A 20367-nucleotide genomic window follows, 5' to 3' on the forward strand; every position below is an offset into this window, starting at 1 on the left:
ATTGAATTTCACAATGGATCGTTTACTGTGTCCTTCAGCGATTAAAAATGAATCGAAATGCAGGTAACAATGAAACTTTCATCATCTAAAAATTTTAAAATCAATAAACATCAATACTTACTATCATAATTAGCCAAAGCCAATAACGGAAAAATATATCGATAGCCATGATAATGAATGTAAAATGCTCCGCCCATCCCTTGGCCGACAGGGTAATCGCTGGTCCAGTCGTCCTTATAAATAGCTTCTATTAAATAAGCAATTCCTGCTTGTATTTCTGGAGTTGGTTTATCATGAGCTGCAATTAAGGCATCAACAGCCCATGCGGTTTGGGTTATATTGCTAGCACCTAAAGGTGTGTACTCACGGTTTTTATCACTTTTGCACGATTCTCCCCAGCCACCATCTTTATTTTGGATGTCCCTCAACCACTTTATAGCTTTTTGAATTTTAGCGTCTGTCGGATCCCCCCCAGAAGCCATAAGTCCTGTAATCGCTGCCCAAGTCCCGTAAATATAACAAATTCCCCAACGACCGTACCAAGAGCCATCTTTTTCTTGATGGTTCATTAACCATTCTTTTCCTTTTTCTATCATATTTGTATTTTTGGACAGGTTTGTATAGAAACCAAGAAATTCAAGGGTTCTGCCTGTTAAATCAGCGCTACTCGGGTCTGTTAGTAAAAATCTTGCTCCTTCAATTGGTAGCAAATTTAAGATTTTCTTATCTACGTTTCTTTCAAATGCTGGCCAGCCACCATCTGAATTTTGCATAGAGGTTACCCAATATACACCTTTATCCCACGATTGTTGATATTGTTTATCTTGTTGAACAAGTGAAGAAATGGCTCTTAATGATGCTGTTGTATCATCAACGTCTGGGTCCATTGTATTCATATCAGAAAAACCCCATCCTCCGGGTGGAATCCCAGGATTCCGAATTGCCCAATCTCCATACTTATTTTGTTGTCTGCTAAGTAAATATTCATTTGCTTTTGTAATCACTGGATCTCTTGCTGAAACCCCGGCCTTTTGAAGTGTAAAGCTTATTAAGGAAGTATTCCATACATTAGCGGTTGTATATTGTATATGCTCATGGCCGTTAATTTTCCACTTCATTGCTTTCAATCCTTTGACTGCCTTCACGATGATAGGATCTTTGCGTGAATGCCCTAGAGACAATAAAGCAAATATCATTAAAAATGTAGCACTGAAATAATTAGATAGAGTCCCATCTGGTTCTATACGATCAAGCATATATTGCTTTGCCCGTTGAATGGCGAGTGAGTGTATATGCTGTGGCAAGCCGATAATGCTCTTAATCCCTTGCTCAATGGATGATATTATACTTCTGGATTCACGAGTTTCCGTCCAATTGAAAAAATCATCAGATCTTGAGGTATATAAATCAGATAAATCAGGGCTTCTTTTTGTTTTTTTACTAAACTTATTAGCCCCCAAAATCATTAACGGTGCTAAATTCGCCCTTCCAAACGAAGTGATATCAAAAAAATTAATTGGAAAGGAGGTTGGTAAAAGAATGAATTCAACTGGTATCGGGAGGTTGGTTTGCGGAGTTTGTCCGGTTAATGCAAGCATAAATTTTGTAAACATATGCACTTTTTCAATGCCGCCATGAGCAAGAATATATTCTCTAGCTTTACGAAGCTGCTCATCTTTTTTTGTATAATAGCCTGAATAAAGAAGAGCATAATAGGATTCCACTGTTGGAGTCACATTCCCTACATCTTCATCGTAAAATAACTTCCATGACCCGTTTTTTTCTTGCTTGCTTAAAATCCTCTCCGTTAATTCAATTATTAACTCTTCATCATTTATTCCTAATGTTCTTAATAATATAATCATGTAAGCGTCAGTCGATATGCCAGTATCAAATGGGTAACCCCAAGAACCATCATCTAATTGGTTATTTTGTAGTGTATGGATCAAACTTTTTATATGTTCTTTTACATGATGCTTTTCCAAGATAACAACTCTCCCTTATAGGTGTATATCCATATACATATTCCGCAATAAAATAAAGGATTCTCTATGGGGGTGATCTATCATCTTTTTTAATAAAAAATTAATGGAAAAGAAAAAACTCCAAGAAAAATTAGTATATATTAAGTCGGAATTACTAAAAAAGCAAGAGAAGATTCCTGTAAACGAAATGTTTTTGACGTTGGAAGAAAAGCGAATCCTTCAAAATATTCGATCACAGACTGCACGGTGGAATTTAAATAATGTGACGAGGACAAAAGCATATCTTGATTTTTTTTGCGGACATCCTGATATTCATTGGGCATTCCTAGGACATATGGTTTCAAGAAATGGTGGTTGGAATATGACTGATTTAAAGGGGGATATTGTTTCCAAACTAATGAATGACGAAACAAAAAATATATTTTTTTCTTTTTTAGAGCGTGGAAACTGGCTGATTTTCCAAGACGCTTTTCCACAATTTTTGTTGTATTCAGAGAGCGAACGAAGAAATAAAAATTTATTTTATCTGCTTCCATATTTGAATGTGTCAGTATTTATGCAAGTCATATGGGAGTATTATTGGCAGTTCCGAGATCGCTATGTTCTGGCCATTGCTCAAGTTATTAATGAACAAAGCTATTTAGAACACCGGATCATCCATAATCCAAAATATAAAGATAAAGTATTGAATTCTTTTCAATTTGTTTTACAGGATTTTTTATCGGTTAATCATATTTTATTTCCTTTTTTTAATGAGAATAAAATAACGCTTTTAGGGCAAACACTCCATCAATTTGATTCATTGCATGAACGAATCATGCTTGGAAAAAGATTGTATCGAATCCTTTTTCATGATAATGAACAATACGATAAATTTTTTCATTGGGCTATCTCTAATCCTCATACAGGTTCGCGCAAAGATTATTGGAAAAACATTTTTAATGATATTAATGAAGGTGTGCCGGGAAAATATTCTCGTCGTCTAAAAGAGTGTAGTGTAAAAAATGGCCAGCCGAAACTTTATAGCCCAATTCTTAGAAATGCTTGGAAAAATGTAAAGCACCCTGAGGCTGAGCTTGTAGATTGGTATACGCATTGGGAAGTAATACGATATTTACAAGATGATGACCAGGAAATTAACAGTGATATTGAAGGTGACTACTGTGAAGCATTGGAGAAACTCGAACTCGCCACTATGGCAAAAAACATTATTTTTAAATAGACATTTTGCGTATATCGTAATAATAGTTTTTGCGGCACTATTTGGAAGTGGTTTAGATTTATTTTTTGTGAAATATGGCTTTTACGAATTTCCTTTTCGTCCATTTCCTCACCTCTTCTCAATTAATATCGCTTTTACATTATGTGTTCTCCCATTTATAACATTTTTATATTTAGTCCTTATGAAGAAAATGAATAGACTAGAAAGATGGATTGTTATATTAATTATAAGCTTTCTAGCTCCTCTGGGTGAAATTATTTCGGAGGCATGGGGGCTATTTATCCATAGTGAAAAATGGAGCCACTATTATTCAGTTATAGGATACTTCCTCTATCTCGTATTCGTTTCGAAAATATTCTTCTGGCTAAGTGAAAAAACTCTTCGGAATTAATTGCTAATACGAAATGAAATAATATTATTTTTATATTAATAGTAAATAGTTTTTTCTTGAAGTGAGTATAAATGAAGGCAGTAGATTTTATCGGCAGCTTGTAATATGAATTGTATTTTAAAACATGCTTTATCGAAGTTATTAGTGAGATTGTTAATTTATTTAATACTTGTAATGTTTCTAAACGAGTGAATTCAACTTAAGAAAAATAAAGAATAAAATGTATGCTTCATTTTAAAAAACAATCGTCCGATTTGCTAATCCATACATAGCTGAAGAAGTAATTCGAGTGGGATGCTCTCCGATAAGTAAGAATAAGCACAGTCAACCCCGCAATATATGGAATTGGTTGGAAAGTATTTAAAGGATTAGCAGCTGCCCATCGTTTTGAAAATGCAGAATGATTCAGAAGCCATAATATGATTCGAATCGAAAGATACTCACAAATAAAAAGGTGAATAGCATATCTAAGCGAAATAATAATCTCCTACTTAATAGTAAAATTATATAATAGTAAAATATAACTATGAATAAATATACAAGAAATATAAATAAAAATATAAAAAGAGGTTGTAAAATGATTCAATACAAGCTATTATACTTATATTGAATACATTACAAGGGGTTGGCAGAATGAAAGTCTCATTCAAAAAATCATTATTTGCTCTTGTTGCCAGTTCTGCATTATTATTAGCTGCCTGTGGCACAGCGCAAAAAGATAATAATAAAAATGGTAGTAACGGAAATGAGAAAAAAGTATTACATGTAGGAACAGAAGCAACATTCCCTCCTTTTGAATTCGTTGATAAAGGTGAACTTACAGGATTTGATGTCGAGTTATTGAATGCTCTTGGTGAAGAAGCAGGTTATAAAATCGATATGAAAAATACAGGTTGGGACTCAATGCTTGCAGGTCTAGATAGCAAGGATTTAGACATCGGCATGTCTGGCATCACGATTAAAAAAGATCGCTTAAAATCATATGATTTTTCGGATCCGTACTATGAATCCGAAGGCTTTTTAATTTTATTTAAAGATAATGTAGAAATTAAAAATGCTGAAGATTTAAAAAATCTTAAAGTTGGTGTTCAGAACGGAACAACTGGTGCTGAAGCAGCTGAATCTGTAGTAGGTCAAAACTCCAAAAACATTTCCAAATACGAATCATCTGGTTTAATGTTCCAAGCGTTGCTTAGTGGAAGTGTTGACGCTGCGGTAACAGATAAGCCTGTTGCTGAAGAGTATATTAAACAAAATCCAGATAGCAACATCAAATCGGTGGAAGATAAAGAACGCTTCAAACCGGAATATTACGGAATTGCTTTCCAAAAAGGAAGTCCTTATAAAGAAGATTTCGATAAAGCATTAAGCACATTGATTGAAAATGGAAAGTACACGGAAATTTACAAGAAGTGGTTTGATGAAGAACCGAAACTTGATTCTTTAAAAGATGCAAAAACATATATCGATTCTTTAAGAGAAGAAAAATAATAGTAGCAATTGATTAAACAGATAATAAATTTTATTATGTAATTAGTGGCTGTCCAGGCTCTTTGCCAAGTTGACAGCCCCTTTTAATGAGAAGATATGAAGCTAATAAAATATGTTAATTGGAAATATTAGCAGAAGGGAGGAACAACAGTTATGGGTAATATTCGGTTTGATATCATTATTGATTATTTGCCATTATTTATAAAAGGTACATTACTTACTCTTGGATTTACAATTGCCGGAATTTCATTAGGACTTATTTTAGGGTTGGGTATCGGTTTAGGGAAAATGTCCAACAAATCATTTATTCGTATCCCTTTCGTATGGTATATAAACTTTTTTAGAGGGACACCATTCCTCGTTCAAATACTTTTAATGCATTTTGCCATTGTGCCGCTATTTATGTCCCCGGCTAACCCAATTGTTTCAGCCATTATCGCTTTGGCATTAAATTCAGCAGCGTATATTTCTGAAATATTTCGCGCTGGTATTCAGTCAATTGACAGAGGGCAAACGGAAGCGGCTCGTTCTCTTGGGATGACTCATACTCAAGCAATGAGGCACGTCATTTTACCGCAGGCAATTAAACGAATGATTCCACCGCTTGGCAATGAATTTATTACATTATTAAAAGAAACTTCACTTGCAGCAATTATTGCGGCACCTGAATTAATGTATTGGGGACGAGTGGCTGGCTCACAATATATGAGGGTGTGGGAGCCTTATATTTTTGTTTCACTTATTTACTTAGTCCTCACATTATCACTTACTTATCTAATGGATAAAATTGAAAGGAGACTGAAGACCGAATGATCTCCGTTAAACATTTAAAGAAATCTTTTGGAAATAATGAAGTTTTGAAAGATATTTCGCTTGAAGTTAAACCGCAAGAAGTACTCGTTGTTATTGGTCCTTCAGGATCTGGGAAATCTACCCTTATCCGTTGCTTAAATTTGCTCGAGTCTGTTTCTGGTGGACAAGTTGTTGTAACAGGAAAAGACTTAACCGATAAAAAGACAGATATCAATGAAATTAGAAAGAATGTTGGTATGGTATTCCAACATTTTAACTTATTTCCTCATAAAACAATCCTTCAAAACATTACTCTTGCTCCAATTAATGTAAAAGGGGTATCAAAAGAAGAAGCGGAAAAAAAAGCAAAAGAACTTTTAGCGAAAGTAGGCTTATCCGATAAAGCGGATGCCTATCCCGATTCACTTTCTGGTGGACAGAAACAACGTGTGGCGATCGCTAGAGCCCTAGCAATGGAGCCTAAAATTATGTTGTTTGATGAACCAACTTCTGCACTGGATCCTGAGATGGTAGGGGAAGTATTAGAAGTTATGAAGCAGCTAGCAAGAGAGGGAATGACTATGGTTGTCGTTACTCATGAAATGGGCTTTGCTCGTGAAGTAGGAGATCGTGTCATATTCATGGATAATGGATATATTGTGGAAGAAAATGTTCCAAATGAGCTATTCTCCAATCCACAACACGAACGGACAAAATCTTTTTTAAGTAAAGTTCTGTGACAATTTGAAGGCGCCTTTATTATAGGCGTCTTTTTGTCATAAACTTTTAGCAGGATTATTGTTTAAAATGTCGAAATGGACATAGAATACATTTTAATTTGAAAGAAGAAACGCATAATTTCTATATTACATCAGGAAAGAAAGAAGTGATAAATGTGAAAAAGCCTCTGAAAGAAATACTTGCGGGAATGACTACTTCCGAAAAAGTAAAATATATTTGGGAGTATTATAAATTTTTTATTATCGGTGGGATCATACTCGTTGTTTTAATTTTCTCCATGGTCAATAGCATTGTGAATAAAAAAGAAGTGGTGTTAAATGTAGTCGTAATGACTGGATTGTATGATCCCGAGTATATTGATCAATTAAAGAATAAGTTGTATGAAGAATTCTTGACTGAAGAGGAACGTGACAAATCAAATATTGTAATCCAAACAATCAATTCTTCAAGTGATCAATTAGATATGAAGATGGGGGCAGACATGCAAAAAATGGCTGCAGAACTTTCCGCAGGTTATATAGATTTCTTTATTGTTGACAAAGAATTTTTTGATAATATGAATGATCAAAATCAATTGATGTCTTTTCAAAAAACAAGTGGAATAAATGATTGGCCGATTCCGAGTGATCATCTACATTTTTCTAAGGAAAATAGTGAAGATATTACGGGAATTGATATTTCTACACTAAACTTATTTAAAGGCATGGTTAAGGACGAAGACAAAATAATTTGTGTACCAGCTAACGCAAAGAATACTAAATATATTACTCGTTTTCTTCAATATTTACATAAAAATATCTAGAGAGGGCGGATACTTAAGATGAAGATTTTAGTGACTGGGGCAAACAGGGGGCTTGGATATGCACTTTCCAAGGCAGCTGTTCTAAGAGGGCATACTGTTTTGGCATGTGCACGGAATGAGGATCAACTAAAGGATCTTATAGAGCAATATCCTAATCAAGTACATCCTCTGGAACTTGACGTTACTGATGAAAAATCAGTAGCAGTGGCTGCTGCGAAAGCAAGTGAAAAATGGGAATCCATTGATGTTATTATTAATAATGCAGGTGCTTTGTACGAACGTGATGCGAAGATTGAAGACTTGGATTTTTCTTTGTTAGAACGGACCATGAATGTAAATCTATATGGCCCGATGCGTGTTGTCAAACATTTTTTACCTTTGCTTTTTAAGGGCACAGACCAAACAATCATCAACATTTCATCCGACGCAGGAAGTATTACGACAGCGTATGGGGGAGACTATCCGTATGCTATTTCCAAAACAGCTCTTAACATGTTTACAAAACAGATTAAGCATTATGTATCCAACAAAAATATAAATGTTTATGCAATCCATCCAGGCTGGATCAAAACGGATATGGGTGGAGAGAGAGCACCAGGTTCTCCAGATGATACAGCAAATAATCTAATCGATATTGTAGAGAAGAAAAAAATAATAGACGAAGATTTGTTTTTTATTAAGCATGATGGAGAGTCTATGAAAATATAAGATAAATGAAAAAATCTATCCTACTATTCATGAAGTAGGATAGATTTTTTCTAATGATCTCTTAAGAAAATGTTCGACTGAAAAAGCTGCCACTCCTAAAGCTGTTGCTGGAAAAGAAGGATCAGAAAATTGGACTTTAACTTCATTTTGATGTGAGGTCATTGCTCTATTTTTTACATATTTTTGGACTATTTGTTCCATCCATGGTTTAGCTCCTGCTAAACGATTGCCTACAATGATTTTTTGTGGATTAAGAGCATGAACAATATTTACAATTCCCATACCAAGGTGTATGGCAGTTTCTTTTAAAAGTTCAATCGCTGTATCATTTTCATGTTCTGCAAGTTCTATGATTTGATCAATATTAGCATTTTCGTCTGAAACCAATTGAAGCTTTAACGCTTTTTGAATAACGTATTGTTCAGAAGCGTATAGCTCCCAGCAACCCTTATTACCACAGCGGCATGTTTCTCCGTTCATATTAATCGTCATATGGCCAAATTCACCAGAAAAACCGGATGATCCTCTATACAGCTTCTCATTCATGATAATTCCTGTACCAATACCTATCCCAGTACTTATATAGACGAGATTATCTATGCTTTTACCAAGTCCAAACATTTTTTCACCGTAAGCACCTGCATTTGCTTCATTTTCTATGATGACAGGTATTTGAAATGCTTCTTCGATTCCTTCCTTTAGGAACGAGTTTTTCCATCCTAAATTGGGTGCTAGAACTACAGAACTGTTATTGTCGACAATACCAGGAGCGCCTACCCCAATACCTACTATTCCATACGGTGTTTTTGGAGCTTTAGATATTAATTCTTGAACATCCTCATGTATTTGCTTCATTGTGTGCTCAAATGAAGTTGGGTTGAAAGAATGCCTCTTTTTTTCGATAATATTACCTTGAAGGTCAGTTAAAATCCCTAAAATATAATTCACTCCAAGGTCAATGCCTATGGTACTTCCTGCGTTTTCGTTAAACACTAGCATAACGGGTCTTCTTCCTCCGCTAGAGACCCCAGGCCCTGTTTCAATGATTAATTGTTCTTCTATCAACTCTGCTACAAGAGTTGATACAGTGCCTTTATTTAAGCCAGACTTAAGGGCAATGTCAGCACGGGAAATGGGAGCATTTTGCATAATTAACTGAAGCACTATTGTTTTATTTTCTTTTTTTATTAATTGTTGATTCCAAGTCGGATTCATAAAAGTTCTCCTTAAGTAACATTAAAACTAAAATATATATTATCATAAAAACTTTGTTTAATGAATAGACAAAGGGAAAAAGAAGATGTATACTATTGGCAAGAAGTGGTGGAAAAAAATACATAAATGTAATTGTAAACGCCATCATTGATATTTTATTTGGAGGGAAGAAATATGGCTTACTTTGACGAAATCAACAAAATTCAGTATGAAGGCTCAACATCTAAGAATCCTTTCGCTTTTAAGTATTATAATCCTGAAGAAACAGTTAATGGAAAGACGATGGAAGAAATTCTCCGCTTTTCGGTAGCTTATTGGCATACATTCACAGCTGATGGAACGGATCCATTTGGAGTTGGGACAGCGATTCGTCCTTGGGATCAGTATAAAGGATTAGATCTTGCCAAAGCACGTGTTGAGGCTGCTTTTGAACTATTTGATAAACTGAATGTACCTTTCTTCTGTTTTCATGATTCTGATATTGCACCCGAGGCAGACACATTAAAAGAAACATATGAACATCTGGATGTCATTACTGCAATGATCAAAGATTATATGAAAGATAGTAAAGTAAAATTACTTTGGAATACTGCGAACATGTTCACACATCCAAGATATGTACATGGTGCAGCAACTTCCAGCAATGCAGATGTTTTTGCTTTTGCTGCGGCGAAAGTAAAGAAGGGCTTAGAAGTTGGGAAAGAGCTTGGTGCAGAAAACTATGTATTCTGGGGGGGTCGTGAAGGCTACGAGACACTTTTAAATACAGATATGAAGCTAGAGCTTGATAACTTAGCTCGTTTCTTCCATATGGCAGTTGATTATGCTAAAGAAATAGGTTTTGATGGACAATTCTTAATTGAGCCAAAGCCAAAAGAGCCTACAAAACATCAATATGATTTTGATGTAGCCACTGGGCATGCTTTCTTGCAAAACTATGGTTTGGAGAAATACTTTAAATTTAATATCGAAGCAAACCATGCTACGTTAGCTGGACATACATTCGAACACGAATTGCGAGTTGCACGTATTAATGGCATGCTAGGTTCAGTTGACGCTAACCAAGGTGATACATTAATCGGATGGGATACAGACGAATTCCCAACAGACTTGTATTCTACAACTCTAGCAATGTATGAAATTTTACTAAATGGCGGATTAGGAAAAGGTGGACTTAACTTCGATGCAAAAGTACGCAGAGGTTCATTTGAGCCAGAAGACCTATTCCACGCACATATTGCTGGTATGGATAGCTTTGCAATTGGATTAAAAGTTGCAGCAAAACTTTTAGAAGATCGTGTGTTGGAAGATTTCGTTGCTGATCGATATAGCAGCTATACAGAAGGAATTGGTTTAGATATTGTAGAAGGAAGAGCAGACTTCCACAAACTTGAAGAGTACGCACTTCAATTAGGCAATATTCAAAACCGTTCTGGAAGACAAGAAAGATTGAAAGCTATTGTGAATCAATACTTGCTTGAAACACTTGCTGGAAAATAAGTGATTACACGTGCTGGAGTTGAAAAATTCCAGCACTTTCTCTACAAGGGGTGAGATTTGTGAAGTATGTGATTGGTGTAGACTTAGGAACAAGTGCGGTAAAAATTTTGCTTATGAATCAAGATGGGGAAGTATGCCAAGAAGTGTCAAAGTCTTATCCACTGATTCAAGAAAAATCAGGCTATAGCGAGCAAGACCCTGAACAATGGGTGGAAAAAACAATAGATGGTTTAAATGAATTAGTTAAGAATTTTAATGGAAACGTTCAAGATATTGAAGGGTTAAGCTTTTCAGGGCAAATGCACGGACTTGTGTTATTGGATCAAGAACACAATGTTCTAAGAAACGCAATTCTATGGAATGACACAAGAACAACAGAACAATGTAGAAAGATTGAGGATTTAGTAGGTAAAGAAAGACTACTTGCCATAACAAAAAATCCCGCACTTGAGGGTTTTACGTTGCCAAAAATTTTATGGGTGAAAGATCACGAAGCGGCAATTTTTGAAAAGGCTGCTGTTTTCCTACTTCCGAAAGATTATTTGCGCTTTCGACTAACTGGTCTTTTACATAGTGAATATTCGGATGCAGCTGGAACATTACTGTTGGATGTCGCAGAGAAAAAGTGGAGTGAAGAAATTTGTGAGCGTTTAGGGATAAATACTTCTTTATGTCCTCCACTAGTAGCATCACATGAACAAACTGGTACAATTATAAGTGAAGTAGCCGAAAAAACAGGCTTATCCACTAACGTCAAAGTATTTGCTGGAGGAGCAGATAATGCATGTGGAGCTATCGGATCTGGTATTTTATCAGATGGAAAAACGCTTTGCAGCATCGGGACTTCTGGAGTTGTTCTATCGTATGAACAAAAAAGTGATCTCGATTTTGGCGGAAAAGTTCATTATTTTAATCATGGAGAAGAAAATGCCTATTACACAATGGGAGTAACACTTGCCGCAGGATATAGCTTAAGCTGGTTTAAAGATGTTTTCGCTAGCGAAGTTGATTTTGAAGAACTCTTATCCTGTATAGACGAGGTTCCAATTGGCGCAAATGGATTATTGTTTACACCATATATAGCCGGAGAAAGAACACCGCATGCAGATTCAGTGATCAGAGGAAGCTTCATCGGAATGGATGCATCCCATGAAAGAAGGGATTTTGTCAGAGCAGTCCTTGAAGGAATTACTTTTTCTCTAAATGAATCAATTGAAATTTTTAGAGAGAATGGTAAACAGATTGATACTGTGATTTCAATTGGTGGGGGAGCTAAAAATAAAACTTGGCTACAAATGCAGGCTGATATTTTTAATGTAAATATTATGAAACTAGTGAGTGAACAAGGTCCAGGGATGGGAGCTGCTATGCTTGCTGCTTTTGGATGTGCCTGGTTTTCATCCCTTAAAGAGTGTGCCGATAAATTTGTGCAAGTAAGCGAATCATTTACACCTAAAGTAGAAAATGTGGAAGCGTATAAGAAATTGTTTAACCTTTATAAAGATGTTTACAAGAGTACAAAAGCATTAAATGAAGGATTAATTGAATTTAGAAAATAATCAAAATGACCGTCAAAAATTGGCGGTCATTTAATATCAGCTTCAAGTTTAATTTCCACGTTTCCTTTTAATGCTCTTGAAATCATACAGCTTTTTTCCGCTTTTTCTGCAAGTTTTTGAGCTAATTCTACATGCACCTTTTCTTCTAAAATTACAGTAGGACGGTGGATGATCGTCTTATATGTAATGACTCCTTTTTCTATTTCAACAATTCCTTCAGAATCCATTGAAAGCTTAGAAACCGAAATGGTAGCACGCTCAAGCATTGCAGCTAAAGTAATAATATAGCACGTAGCTGCAGCCCCTAAAAGCATTTCATCTGGGTTAGTACCAACTCCTGGTCCATCCATCTCTGGTGGAATGGATATTTCTGTTTTAAGATTACCAGCATCAATCGTACCGATACTATTGCGTCCACCCGGCCAATCCGCTTTTAATAAGAATGAATGTAGAGCCACAATAAATTCCTCCATTTCATGAAACTCGTGTTATGATTATACCATCTTACTACATAAAGGAGCATGTAATATGAGTGAATTTCCTCAAGTGAAAGATACTATCCAATTGATAAAGGAATTAGTTTCAATTCCTAGCCCATCAGGTAATACACGAAGAGTAATCGATTTTTGTGAACAATATTTTTCAGGGTTGAATCTTGAAATGAAAAGAAATCGAAAAGGCGGCTTACTTATTACAATTCCAGGTGAAAATGCGGACAAACACCGGATGTTGACAGCACATGTTGATACCCTTGGAGCGATGGTAAAAGAAATTAAATCAAACGGAAGATTAAAACTTACGATGATTGGTGGATTTCGCTGGAATTCTGTCGAAGGTGAATATTGCAAAATTGAAACAGATTCAGGTAGAACGTATACAGGAACGATATTAATGAAGCAAACCTCTGTCCATGTATACAAAGACGCAGGGGAAGCCAAAAGAAATGAACAAAATATTGAAGTGAGAATTGATGAAATAACTAATAGTGAAGAGGAAACGAGAAAACTTGGAATTAATGTTGGTGATTTCGTTTCATTTGATCCGCGAGTAGAAATTACAACGAGCGGATTTATTAAATCACGACATCTAGATGATAAGGCAAGTACAGCTATTTTATTACAATTAATCAAACATATTCATTCCAAAAAGATTAAGCTGCCATACACCACACATTTCTTAATTTCAAACAACGAAGAAATTGGTTACGGTGGAAATGCTAATGTTTCACCAGAGACAGTCGAATATTTAGCAGTTGATATGGGAGCACTTGGAGAAGGACAAGCTTCCGATGAATACACTGTTTCCATTTGTGCTAAGGATTCCAGTGGACCATACCATTACGGTTTAAGGAAACATCTTGTTCAATTGGCAAAGGACAATAATATTGATTATAAAGTTGATATTTATCCATATTACGGATCGGATGCATCTGCTGCAATAAAAGCTGGTCATGATATTGTTCATGGTTTAGTCGGCCCTGGGATCGAATCGTCTCATGCATTTGAAAGAACCCATGAATCTTCACTTATTAATACACAAAAGCTTTTATTAGCTTATGTGCTGTCGCCGATAACTGAAATATGATTGTATTCTTGTAAACGTCCGGACACTTGAAATATACAAAAACGTCCTGGCGTTTACGCATTAAAGGAGTCGAATCCCATTAAAACCAATTTCTCAGAAGATGAATTGAAGGAACTTTTTTCAAATTATACTTTAGGTAACTATATATCCTCCAAGCCCTTTACTAATGGAACCGTTCAAACAAATATTAAAGTTCAAACTACAGAAGGTCATTTTGTTTTTAGATACTATGAAAATCGTTCAATTCAGTCCGTTTTATTTGAAACGAACTTCCTTAACTACTTAAAGAATCATAATTTTCCCTGTCCAAAACCATTTTTAGATAGGGATGGAAGCTTCGTTGGAAAATATAAACAGAAGCCTTATGTTGTTTTCGAATATATGGAAGGCGAACATCTTAAAGCTCCTAATGAACATCAACAAGCTCAACTCATTAAATTAGCAGCAGAATTACATAATATTAGTAAAAGTTATCAGCCTTTATATAGAGAAGCTAGATTAAATTATAACATTGAAACATGTCGTAATCTTGGGCATCAACAATCAGAACGATTAAATACAAAAAATGCAGAACAAAAGTGTTTATGGCTAGAAAATGAGTTGAAACAACTAATTTTTCCGGAAGAATTACCTAAAGGAATCTGCCATTCAGACTTTCATTTTACAAATATCCTTTATAAAGATGATAAGTGCAGTGCACTATTAGACTTTGATGATGCAAATTATACATACTTATTATTTGATCTAGTTGTATTAGTTGAATATTGGGCATGGCGGCACGATGTTGAACAATACCTTAATTTTATTGAAGCAAAAAAAATAATTTCTGAGTATACGAAGTATAGACCTTTAGACACTATTGAAAAAAGACATTTTTTTGATGTATATAAATTGAGTATTTTAATGGATTGTATTTGGTATTTCGATAGAGGTAATGTTAAGGATTTTTATGAAAAAAGAAAAATTGACTATCTGAATCAAATAGGAAGAAAGAATTTTTATGAAAAACTTTTCGAGTGAGTGTTTAGCTTTTTTAAAGTTACCGTTGAAATTCATTCTTGCAAGGAATAAGATAGAAAAAGACTGAACAACGGAAGGAATTATGTGTATGGCAAAAACATTAAAAGCAGAAGTGGAATCACGTAGAACTTTTGCAATCATTTCTCACCCTGATGCTGGAAAAACAACGATGACTGAGAAGCTTCTCTACTTTGGTGGAGCGATTCGCGATGCTGGAACGGTCAAAGGTAAAAAAACCGGAAAATATGCAACGTCCGACTGGATGGAGATCGAGAAACAAAGAGGAATCTCTGTAACCTCATCTGTTATGCAGTTTGATTATCATGGTTTTCGTATAAATATTTTAGATACTCCTGGACACCAAGACTTCAGTGAAGATACGTATAGAACACTGATGGCAGTAGATAGTGCGGTCATGATTATTGACTCTGCAAAAGGGATAGAGGAACAAACATTAAAATTATTTAAAGTATGTAGAATGCGGGGAATCCCAATTTTTACTTTTATTAATAAGTTAGACCGACAAGGAAGAACACCTCTTGAGTTGCTTGCTGAGTTGGAGGAAGTTCTAGGAATCGAATCCTACCCAATGAATTGGCCAATTGGTATGGGAAAAGAATTTTACGGTATTTATGATCGATTTAATAAAAGAATCGAACAATTCCGAGTTGATGATGATCAAAGATTTTTGGAATTGGATGAAGAAGGCGAAATTCTAGGGGATTATCCTTTAAAGGAATCGGATTTATACACTCAAGCTTTAGAGGAAATTATGTTATTAGACGAAGCAGGAAATGAATTTTCAGTAGAAAAAATAAATAATGGTACATTATCTCCTGTATTTTTCGGTAGTGCATTAACTAATTTTGGCGTCCAAACATTTCTAGAAACATATTTGAAATTTGCCCCGTCTCCTCAACCAAGGATGACAAATGAGGGAGAAATTGATCCAGCTTCTGAAGGTTTTTCGGGTTTTATTTTTAAAATCCAAGCGAACATGAATCCTGCGCATCGTGACAGAATAGCTTTTGTAAGGATTTGCTCTGGCCAATTTGAGCGTGGCATGAATGTAACTCTCTCACGAACTGGCAAACAAATTAAACTTTCCCAATCGACACAGTTTCTTGCAGATGACAGAAGCACGGTAAACGCAGCTGTAAGCGGTGATATTATTGGATTATATGATACCGGAACATATCAAATCGGTGATACTATTTATGATGGTAAGCAAAAGATTCAATACGAAAAATTACCTCAATTTACACCAGAATTATTTGTTAGAGTTCATGCTAAAAATGTAATGAAACAAAAAAGCTTTCATAAAGGTGTGGAGCAGCTCGTTCAAGAAGGAGCAATTCAGCTTTATAAAACATACAGAATGGAAGATTATATTCTCGGGGCTGTTGGTCAACTTCAATTCGAGGTTTTTGAACACAGGATGAAAAATGAATATAACTCCGACGTCATCATGGAATCCATTGGTTCAAAAATTGCAAGATGGATTGAAAATGACAAAATTGATGAATCTCTTTCAAGTACAAGAAGTCTCCTTGTAAAAGATCGATTTGATAAGCCACTATTCCTTTTTGAAAATGATTTTGCTCTACGTTGGTTTCAGGATAAAAATCCCGATATTAAATTATACAATCCTATGGATGAGCATGATTAAGGTGATCACTAGCCCTTATCTAAGCTGCGATTGGTGTTCTATTTCTACGATATTTTATTGGTGAAGGTCACCAATCACTCCAAGTTCCATGTATTTTACAATAAAAGCCCTCAACCCAGTAATTTACTAGTTGATGTGGCTTTTTCAATTTTCCGGACATACTATCCTTAAGGGAGGTATGTTTAATGGCGAGAAGAAATAGGACTCTCGTTCCTGGGGCTAGACCTGCTTTAGATGACTTTAAAGCGAAAGTAATGTCTGAAAAAGGATATCGAGTTAATCCAAGCAACCCAAATGAAGTAAAATATGAAATTGCGAAAGAACAAGGAATTCCATTGAAAAAAGGATATAATGGTCATCTGTCATCTGAAGAAGCGGGAAAGGTTGGAGGGCCAATCGGAGGCAATATGGTCAAAGAGATGGTTCGTCTAGCACAAGAACAATTAAGTAAAAATCCAAAAGGGTAATGCCGATTCGTCGGCATTTTTTTCCTGCGTTAAAAAAGAATAACTATCATTTCAATATAATTCCATTCGGGAAATTGCTATAATATAAAGCGTTAAGGGAGTGCGAAAGGGGTATCCATAGTGAATTTGAGTAAATTTTCAATAAAAAGGCCCGTTTTTACAATAGTAACAATGTTTCTAGTCATTATTCTAGGTATTGTATCTCTTTTAAAAATACCTCTGAAATTAATACCAGACATTAATCCTCCTGTAGCGGTGGTCGTTACAACTTACCAAGGAGCAAGTCCTGTTGAAGTTGTAGAGAAAATAACGAAACCATTAGAAGCAAGTCTTGCAACGCTACCAGGGATTAAAAATATTCAATCCATTTCAAGAGAAGGTTCAAATTTAATCCTATTAGAATTCTCGTGGTCCACTTCAATTGACGATATCCAAAATGACGTTCTTCAACGTATTGATCAGACCCCAATCCCTTCAGATGCTGGGAAACCAAGATTTTTGAAATTTGATCCATCTCAATTCCCTGTTATCCAGCTATCTCTTAAAACTGATAAAGATGAAAAAAATCTTAAAAATTTAACTGATAAGTTAACGACAGAACTAACCAAAGTAAAGGGAGTTGCAAGTATAAATGTTACGGGAAAATTAATGGAAGAAATTAACGTAACAGTCCACCAAGATAAGCTGAAAAAATTTTCTTTAGCACAATCAGATATTGTAAATGTTATTCAATCAAATAATATTTCAACTCCAGGGGATACCGTTCTTACTCAAGGAAAAGAACTCACAACTCGTATTATGAGTATGGTTCATTCAGCAGATGATATTGCAAATCTTGTTATTACGATAAATCCATTAAATGGTGAAAAAATTAGAATCAAAGATATAGCAACTGTTAAACAGCAAGAGCAAGCTTCGGATAGTATTACTAGAACAAATGAAAAGCCATCTGTATTACTAAGTGTGCTACAAGAGTCAGATGCCAATACAGCCGAAGTTTCTAAGGATTTTCAAAAAGAAATAAAAAAAGTTTTAAAAAAAGATCAATATAAAGGAATTGAATCAGATATTCTTTTTGACCAAGGTGATTATGTAAAAATTGCAATTGGGAATATTGCCAATTCCTTAATTATTGGTGGAGCATTAGCAATGCTCGTATTATTTTTCTTTTTAAGAAACATCAAGAGTCCTCTCATTATTGGCATCGCTATTCCTTATTCCGTCATCGTGACATTTGTATTAATGTTTTTTGCTGATTTCGCTTTAAATATTATGACACTAGGGGGACTTGCACTAGGTATAGGGATGCTTGTCGATAATGCCATTGTTGTTATCGAAAATATTTATCGACATCTATCTATGGGGAAAGAGCCGAAACAAGCGGCATTGGAAGGGGCAAAAGAAGTAGCTGGAGCTATCACTGCTTCGACTCTCACTACCGTTGCCGTATTCTTGCCTGTTGTTTTCATTAGTGGTCTTCTAGGTCAATTATTCAAGGAATTTGCATTTACCATTTCTTTTAGCTTATTTGCTTCATTATTTGTTGCTTTGACAGTTATTCCAATGCTCGCAAGCAGGTTTTTAAAAAAACCACATGGTGATTACGAAGCAATTAGACGTAGATCCAAACCTATCAATTTGCTTGATCGATCCATCCGCTGGTCATTACGTCATAGATTTCTCGTACTCTTTATAGCGATCGTATTATTCGTAGGTGGGTTATTCGGAATAACAACAGTTGGCATGCAATTTCTTCCGCCAACAGATGAAGGATTTTTCAGTATAAATGTTAAGCTCCAAAATGGTGCAGCACTTTCAGAAACTGAAAAAGTAATAAGCGTAATGGAAAACGAGTTAAAGAAAGAAAAAGATGTTGATGTGTATGTTAGCTTAATCGGAACAACGCAAGAGTCTACTTTCCAAGGTGGAGGTAGAGCAAATACTGCAGAAGTATATGTTAAATTAAAACCTCTGACAAATAGGGACAAATCATTATTTGAAATAGTTGATTATTTAAAGCCTAAAATAGAAAAAGAAGTAGTAAATGTTAATACCGAAGCTAAAATCCGTTTCAATGTACAGGCGGCTTCAGGAATGGCTCCACAAACAATGACATTTAATATAACAGACACGAGCAAAAAGAGATTGGAAGATAGTACATATAAAATTGTTAATTCATTAAAAGATTTAGAGGATGTAACAGATTTATCAACAACAACTGCTAATAAAGTTGAAGAAGTGCATATAACGATAGACCGTGATAAGGCCTTCGAAGCAGGGTTAGCTCCTGCACAAATAGCGATGATCTTTAATGACGTTACTCGGGGAGTACAGGCTTCGCAAATCATTACGGGTGATAATGACGTTTATGGTGTATATGTGAAGTATGACGAAGGTATTACGAGAGACATTGATAAAATAAAATCCTTATTAATAAAAAAACCTGATGGATCTTTCACACAGTTAGGTGACTTGGCTAATATTGAAATAGGCACAGGACCAGTTGAAATTCAACGTATTAATCAGTTAGATTCAGTTGAATTTACGCTAAAATATAGTACAGAAACCAACTTAGGAACAATGTCAAAAGCAGTTGAGTCAAAGATTGCCTCATTACATCTTCCTAGTGAGACTGAAATTAAGTTTAGCGGTGAAAAGGAATTACTGGAAGATTCAATCGATGATATGGTTATGGCATTTATTTTAGCCATTATCCTTATTTATATTGTTATGGCAGCACAGTTTGAATCATTCAAATATCCTTTTGTCATTATGTTTACAGTGCCACTCATGGTGATTGGTGTTGCAATTGCCCTTGTTGCGAGCCAAATGCCTATAAGTGTACCTGCTTTTATCGGAATTATTATATTAGCTGGAATTGTCGTGAATAATGCCATTGTTATTGTTGATTATATTAATCAGCGAAAACAGGCGGGATTATCTAGCTATGACGCACTCGTGGAATCTGTAAAAGACCGTGCACGTCCAATTTTTATGACCGCTTTAACAACAATTCTTGGTTTAGTTCCACTTGCATTAGGTATTGGAGAAGGAACCGAAATGAATCAGCCAATGGGCGTGACGGTTATTGGCGGATTAATAAGCAGCACCTTTTTGACCTTATTTGTCATCCCGGTCGTTTATAGTTTTTTTGATCCTGAAACTAGGAGAATGAATAGGAAAAGGAAAAGATGGAAGATGGAAAACTAGGATAGATAACA

The 20367-nt window shown here is 35.3% G+C and carries 17 protein-coding genes; 14 read left to right on the top strand and 3 right to left on the bottom strand.

Annotated features, from left to right (window positions below):
- Positions 1-110: 110 nt before the first annotated feature.
- Positions 111-1985 (bottom strand): squalene--hopene cyclase, encoded by a 1875-nt coding sequence (shc, locus tag MT489_RS01070; RefSeq protein WP_244679658.1) that lies wholly within the window; start codon positions 1983-1985, stop codon positions 111-113.
- A gap of 103 nt (positions 1986-2088) precedes the next feature.
- Between shc and MT489_RS01075 the strand changes: the two genes are divergently transcribed.
- From MT489_RS01075 to MT489_RS01100, 7 genes are all read left to right on the top strand, one after another.
- Positions 2089-3207, top strand: coding sequence for a DUF2515 family protein (locus MT489_RS01075; RefSeq protein ID WP_244679659.1), 1119 nt, complete (start codon positions 2089-2091; stop codon positions 3205-3207).
- Positions 3110-3598: a CBO0543 family protein gene (locus tag MT489_RS22390; RefSeq protein WP_370876365.1), complete on the top strand. Its 489-nt coding sequence runs from the start codon at positions 3110-3112 to the stop codon at positions 3596-3598. The genes MT489_RS01075 and MT489_RS22390 overlap by 98 nt, the downstream gene beginning before the upstream one ends.
- A gap of 633 nt (positions 3599-4231) precedes the next feature.
- Positions 4232-5089, top strand: a complete 858-nt coding sequence (locus tag MT489_RS01080; protein WP_244679660.1) for a basic amino acid ABC transporter substrate-binding protein — start codon at positions 4232-4234, stop codon at positions 5087-5089.
- Between the two features lie 153 nt (positions 5090-5242).
- On the top strand, positions 5243-5902 hold the full coding sequence (locus MT489_RS01085; RefSeq protein WP_244679661.1) for an amino acid ABC transporter permease: 660 nt from the start codon (positions 5243-5245) through the stop codon (positions 5900-5902).
- The gene (locus MT489_RS01090) at positions 5899-6621 is read left to right on the top strand and encodes an amino acid ABC transporter ATP-binding protein (protein ID WP_244679662.1); all 723 of its coding nucleotides are present in this window, start codon (positions 5899-5901) and stop codon (positions 6619-6621) included. Before MT489_RS01085 ends, MT489_RS01090 begins: the two co-directional genes overlap by 4 nt.
- Before the next feature lie 155 nt (positions 6622-6776).
- On the top strand, positions 6777-7424 hold the full coding sequence (locus MT489_RS01095) for a hypothetical protein (protein ID WP_244679663.1): 648 nt from the start codon (positions 6777-6779) through the stop codon (positions 7422-7424).
- A gap of 18 nt (positions 7425-7442) precedes the next feature.
- Positions 7443-8132 (top strand): SDR family oxidoreductase, encoded by a 690-nt coding sequence (locus tag MT489_RS01100; protein ID WP_244679664.1) that lies wholly within the window; start codon positions 7443-7445, stop codon positions 8130-8132.
- Positions 8133-8159: 27 nt separating this feature from the next.
- On the opposite strand, the gene MT489_RS01105 is transcribed toward MT489_RS01100, so the two are convergent.
- The gene (locus tag MT489_RS01105) at positions 8160-9347 is read right to left on the bottom strand and encodes an ROK family transcriptional regulator (protein ID WP_244679665.1); all 1188 of its coding nucleotides are present in this window, start codon (positions 9345-9347) and stop codon (positions 8160-8162) included.
- Between the two features lie 174 nt (positions 9348-9521).
- Between MT489_RS01105 and xylA the strand changes: the two genes are divergently transcribed.
- Positions 9522-10847, top strand: a complete 1326-nt coding sequence (xylA, locus tag MT489_RS01110) for a xylose isomerase (protein WP_244679666.1) — start codon at positions 9522-9524, stop codon at positions 10845-10847.
- A 59-nt stretch (positions 10848-10906) separates the two neighbouring features.
- Complete coding sequence (gene xylB, locus MT489_RS01115) at positions 10907-12406, top strand: xylulokinase (protein WP_244679667.1); 1500 nt, start codon at positions 10907-10909, stop codon at positions 12404-12406.
- Positions 12407-12432: 26 nt separating this feature from the next.
- Here xylB and MT489_RS01120 read toward each other — a convergent pair whose 3' ends face one another.
- Positions 12433-12864: an OsmC family protein gene (locus MT489_RS01120; protein WP_244679668.1), complete on the bottom strand. Its 432-nt coding sequence runs from the start codon at positions 12862-12864 to the stop codon at positions 12433-12435.
- 70 nt (positions 12865-12934) lie between these two features.
- Here MT489_RS01120 and MT489_RS01125 point away from each other — a divergent pair, with 70 nt between their 5' ends.
- The 5 genes from MT489_RS01125 (at position 12935) to MT489_RS01145 (ending at position 20356) form a co-directional block, all read left to right on the top strand.
- A complete protein-coding gene (locus tag MT489_RS01125) occupies positions 12935-13990 on the top strand; it encodes a M42 family metallopeptidase (protein WP_244679669.1) in 1056 nt (351 codons plus the stop codon).
- A 105-nt stretch (positions 13991-14095) separates the two neighbouring features.
- Positions 14096-15010: a homoserine kinase gene (locus tag MT489_RS01130; RefSeq protein WP_244679670.1), complete on the top strand. Its 915-nt coding sequence runs from the start codon at positions 14096-14098 to the stop codon at positions 15008-15010.
- Between the two features lie 88 nt (positions 15011-15098).
- A complete protein-coding gene (locus tag MT489_RS01135) occupies positions 15099-16679 on the top strand; it encodes a peptide chain release factor 3 (protein WP_244679671.1) in 1581 nt (526 codons plus the stop codon).
- A 185-nt stretch (positions 16680-16864) separates the two neighbouring features.
- Positions 16865-17146, top strand: a complete 282-nt coding sequence (locus MT489_RS01140; RefSeq protein ID WP_244679672.1) for an alpha/beta-type small acid-soluble spore protein — start codon at positions 16865-16867, stop codon at positions 17144-17146.
- Positions 17147-17266: 120 nt separating this feature from the next.
- Entirely contained in the window at positions 17267-20356 is a 3090-nt protein-coding gene (locus MT489_RS01145; RefSeq protein ID WP_244679673.1) for an efflux RND transporter permease subunit, read from the top strand.
- Positions 20357-20367: the final 11 nt, after the last annotated feature.

It is taken from the genome of Lederbergia wuyishanensis, assembly GCF_022900255.1.
Taxonomy (GTDB): Bacteria; Bacillota; Bacilli; order Bacillales; family Bacillaceae_C; genus Lederbergia; species Lederbergia wuyishanensis.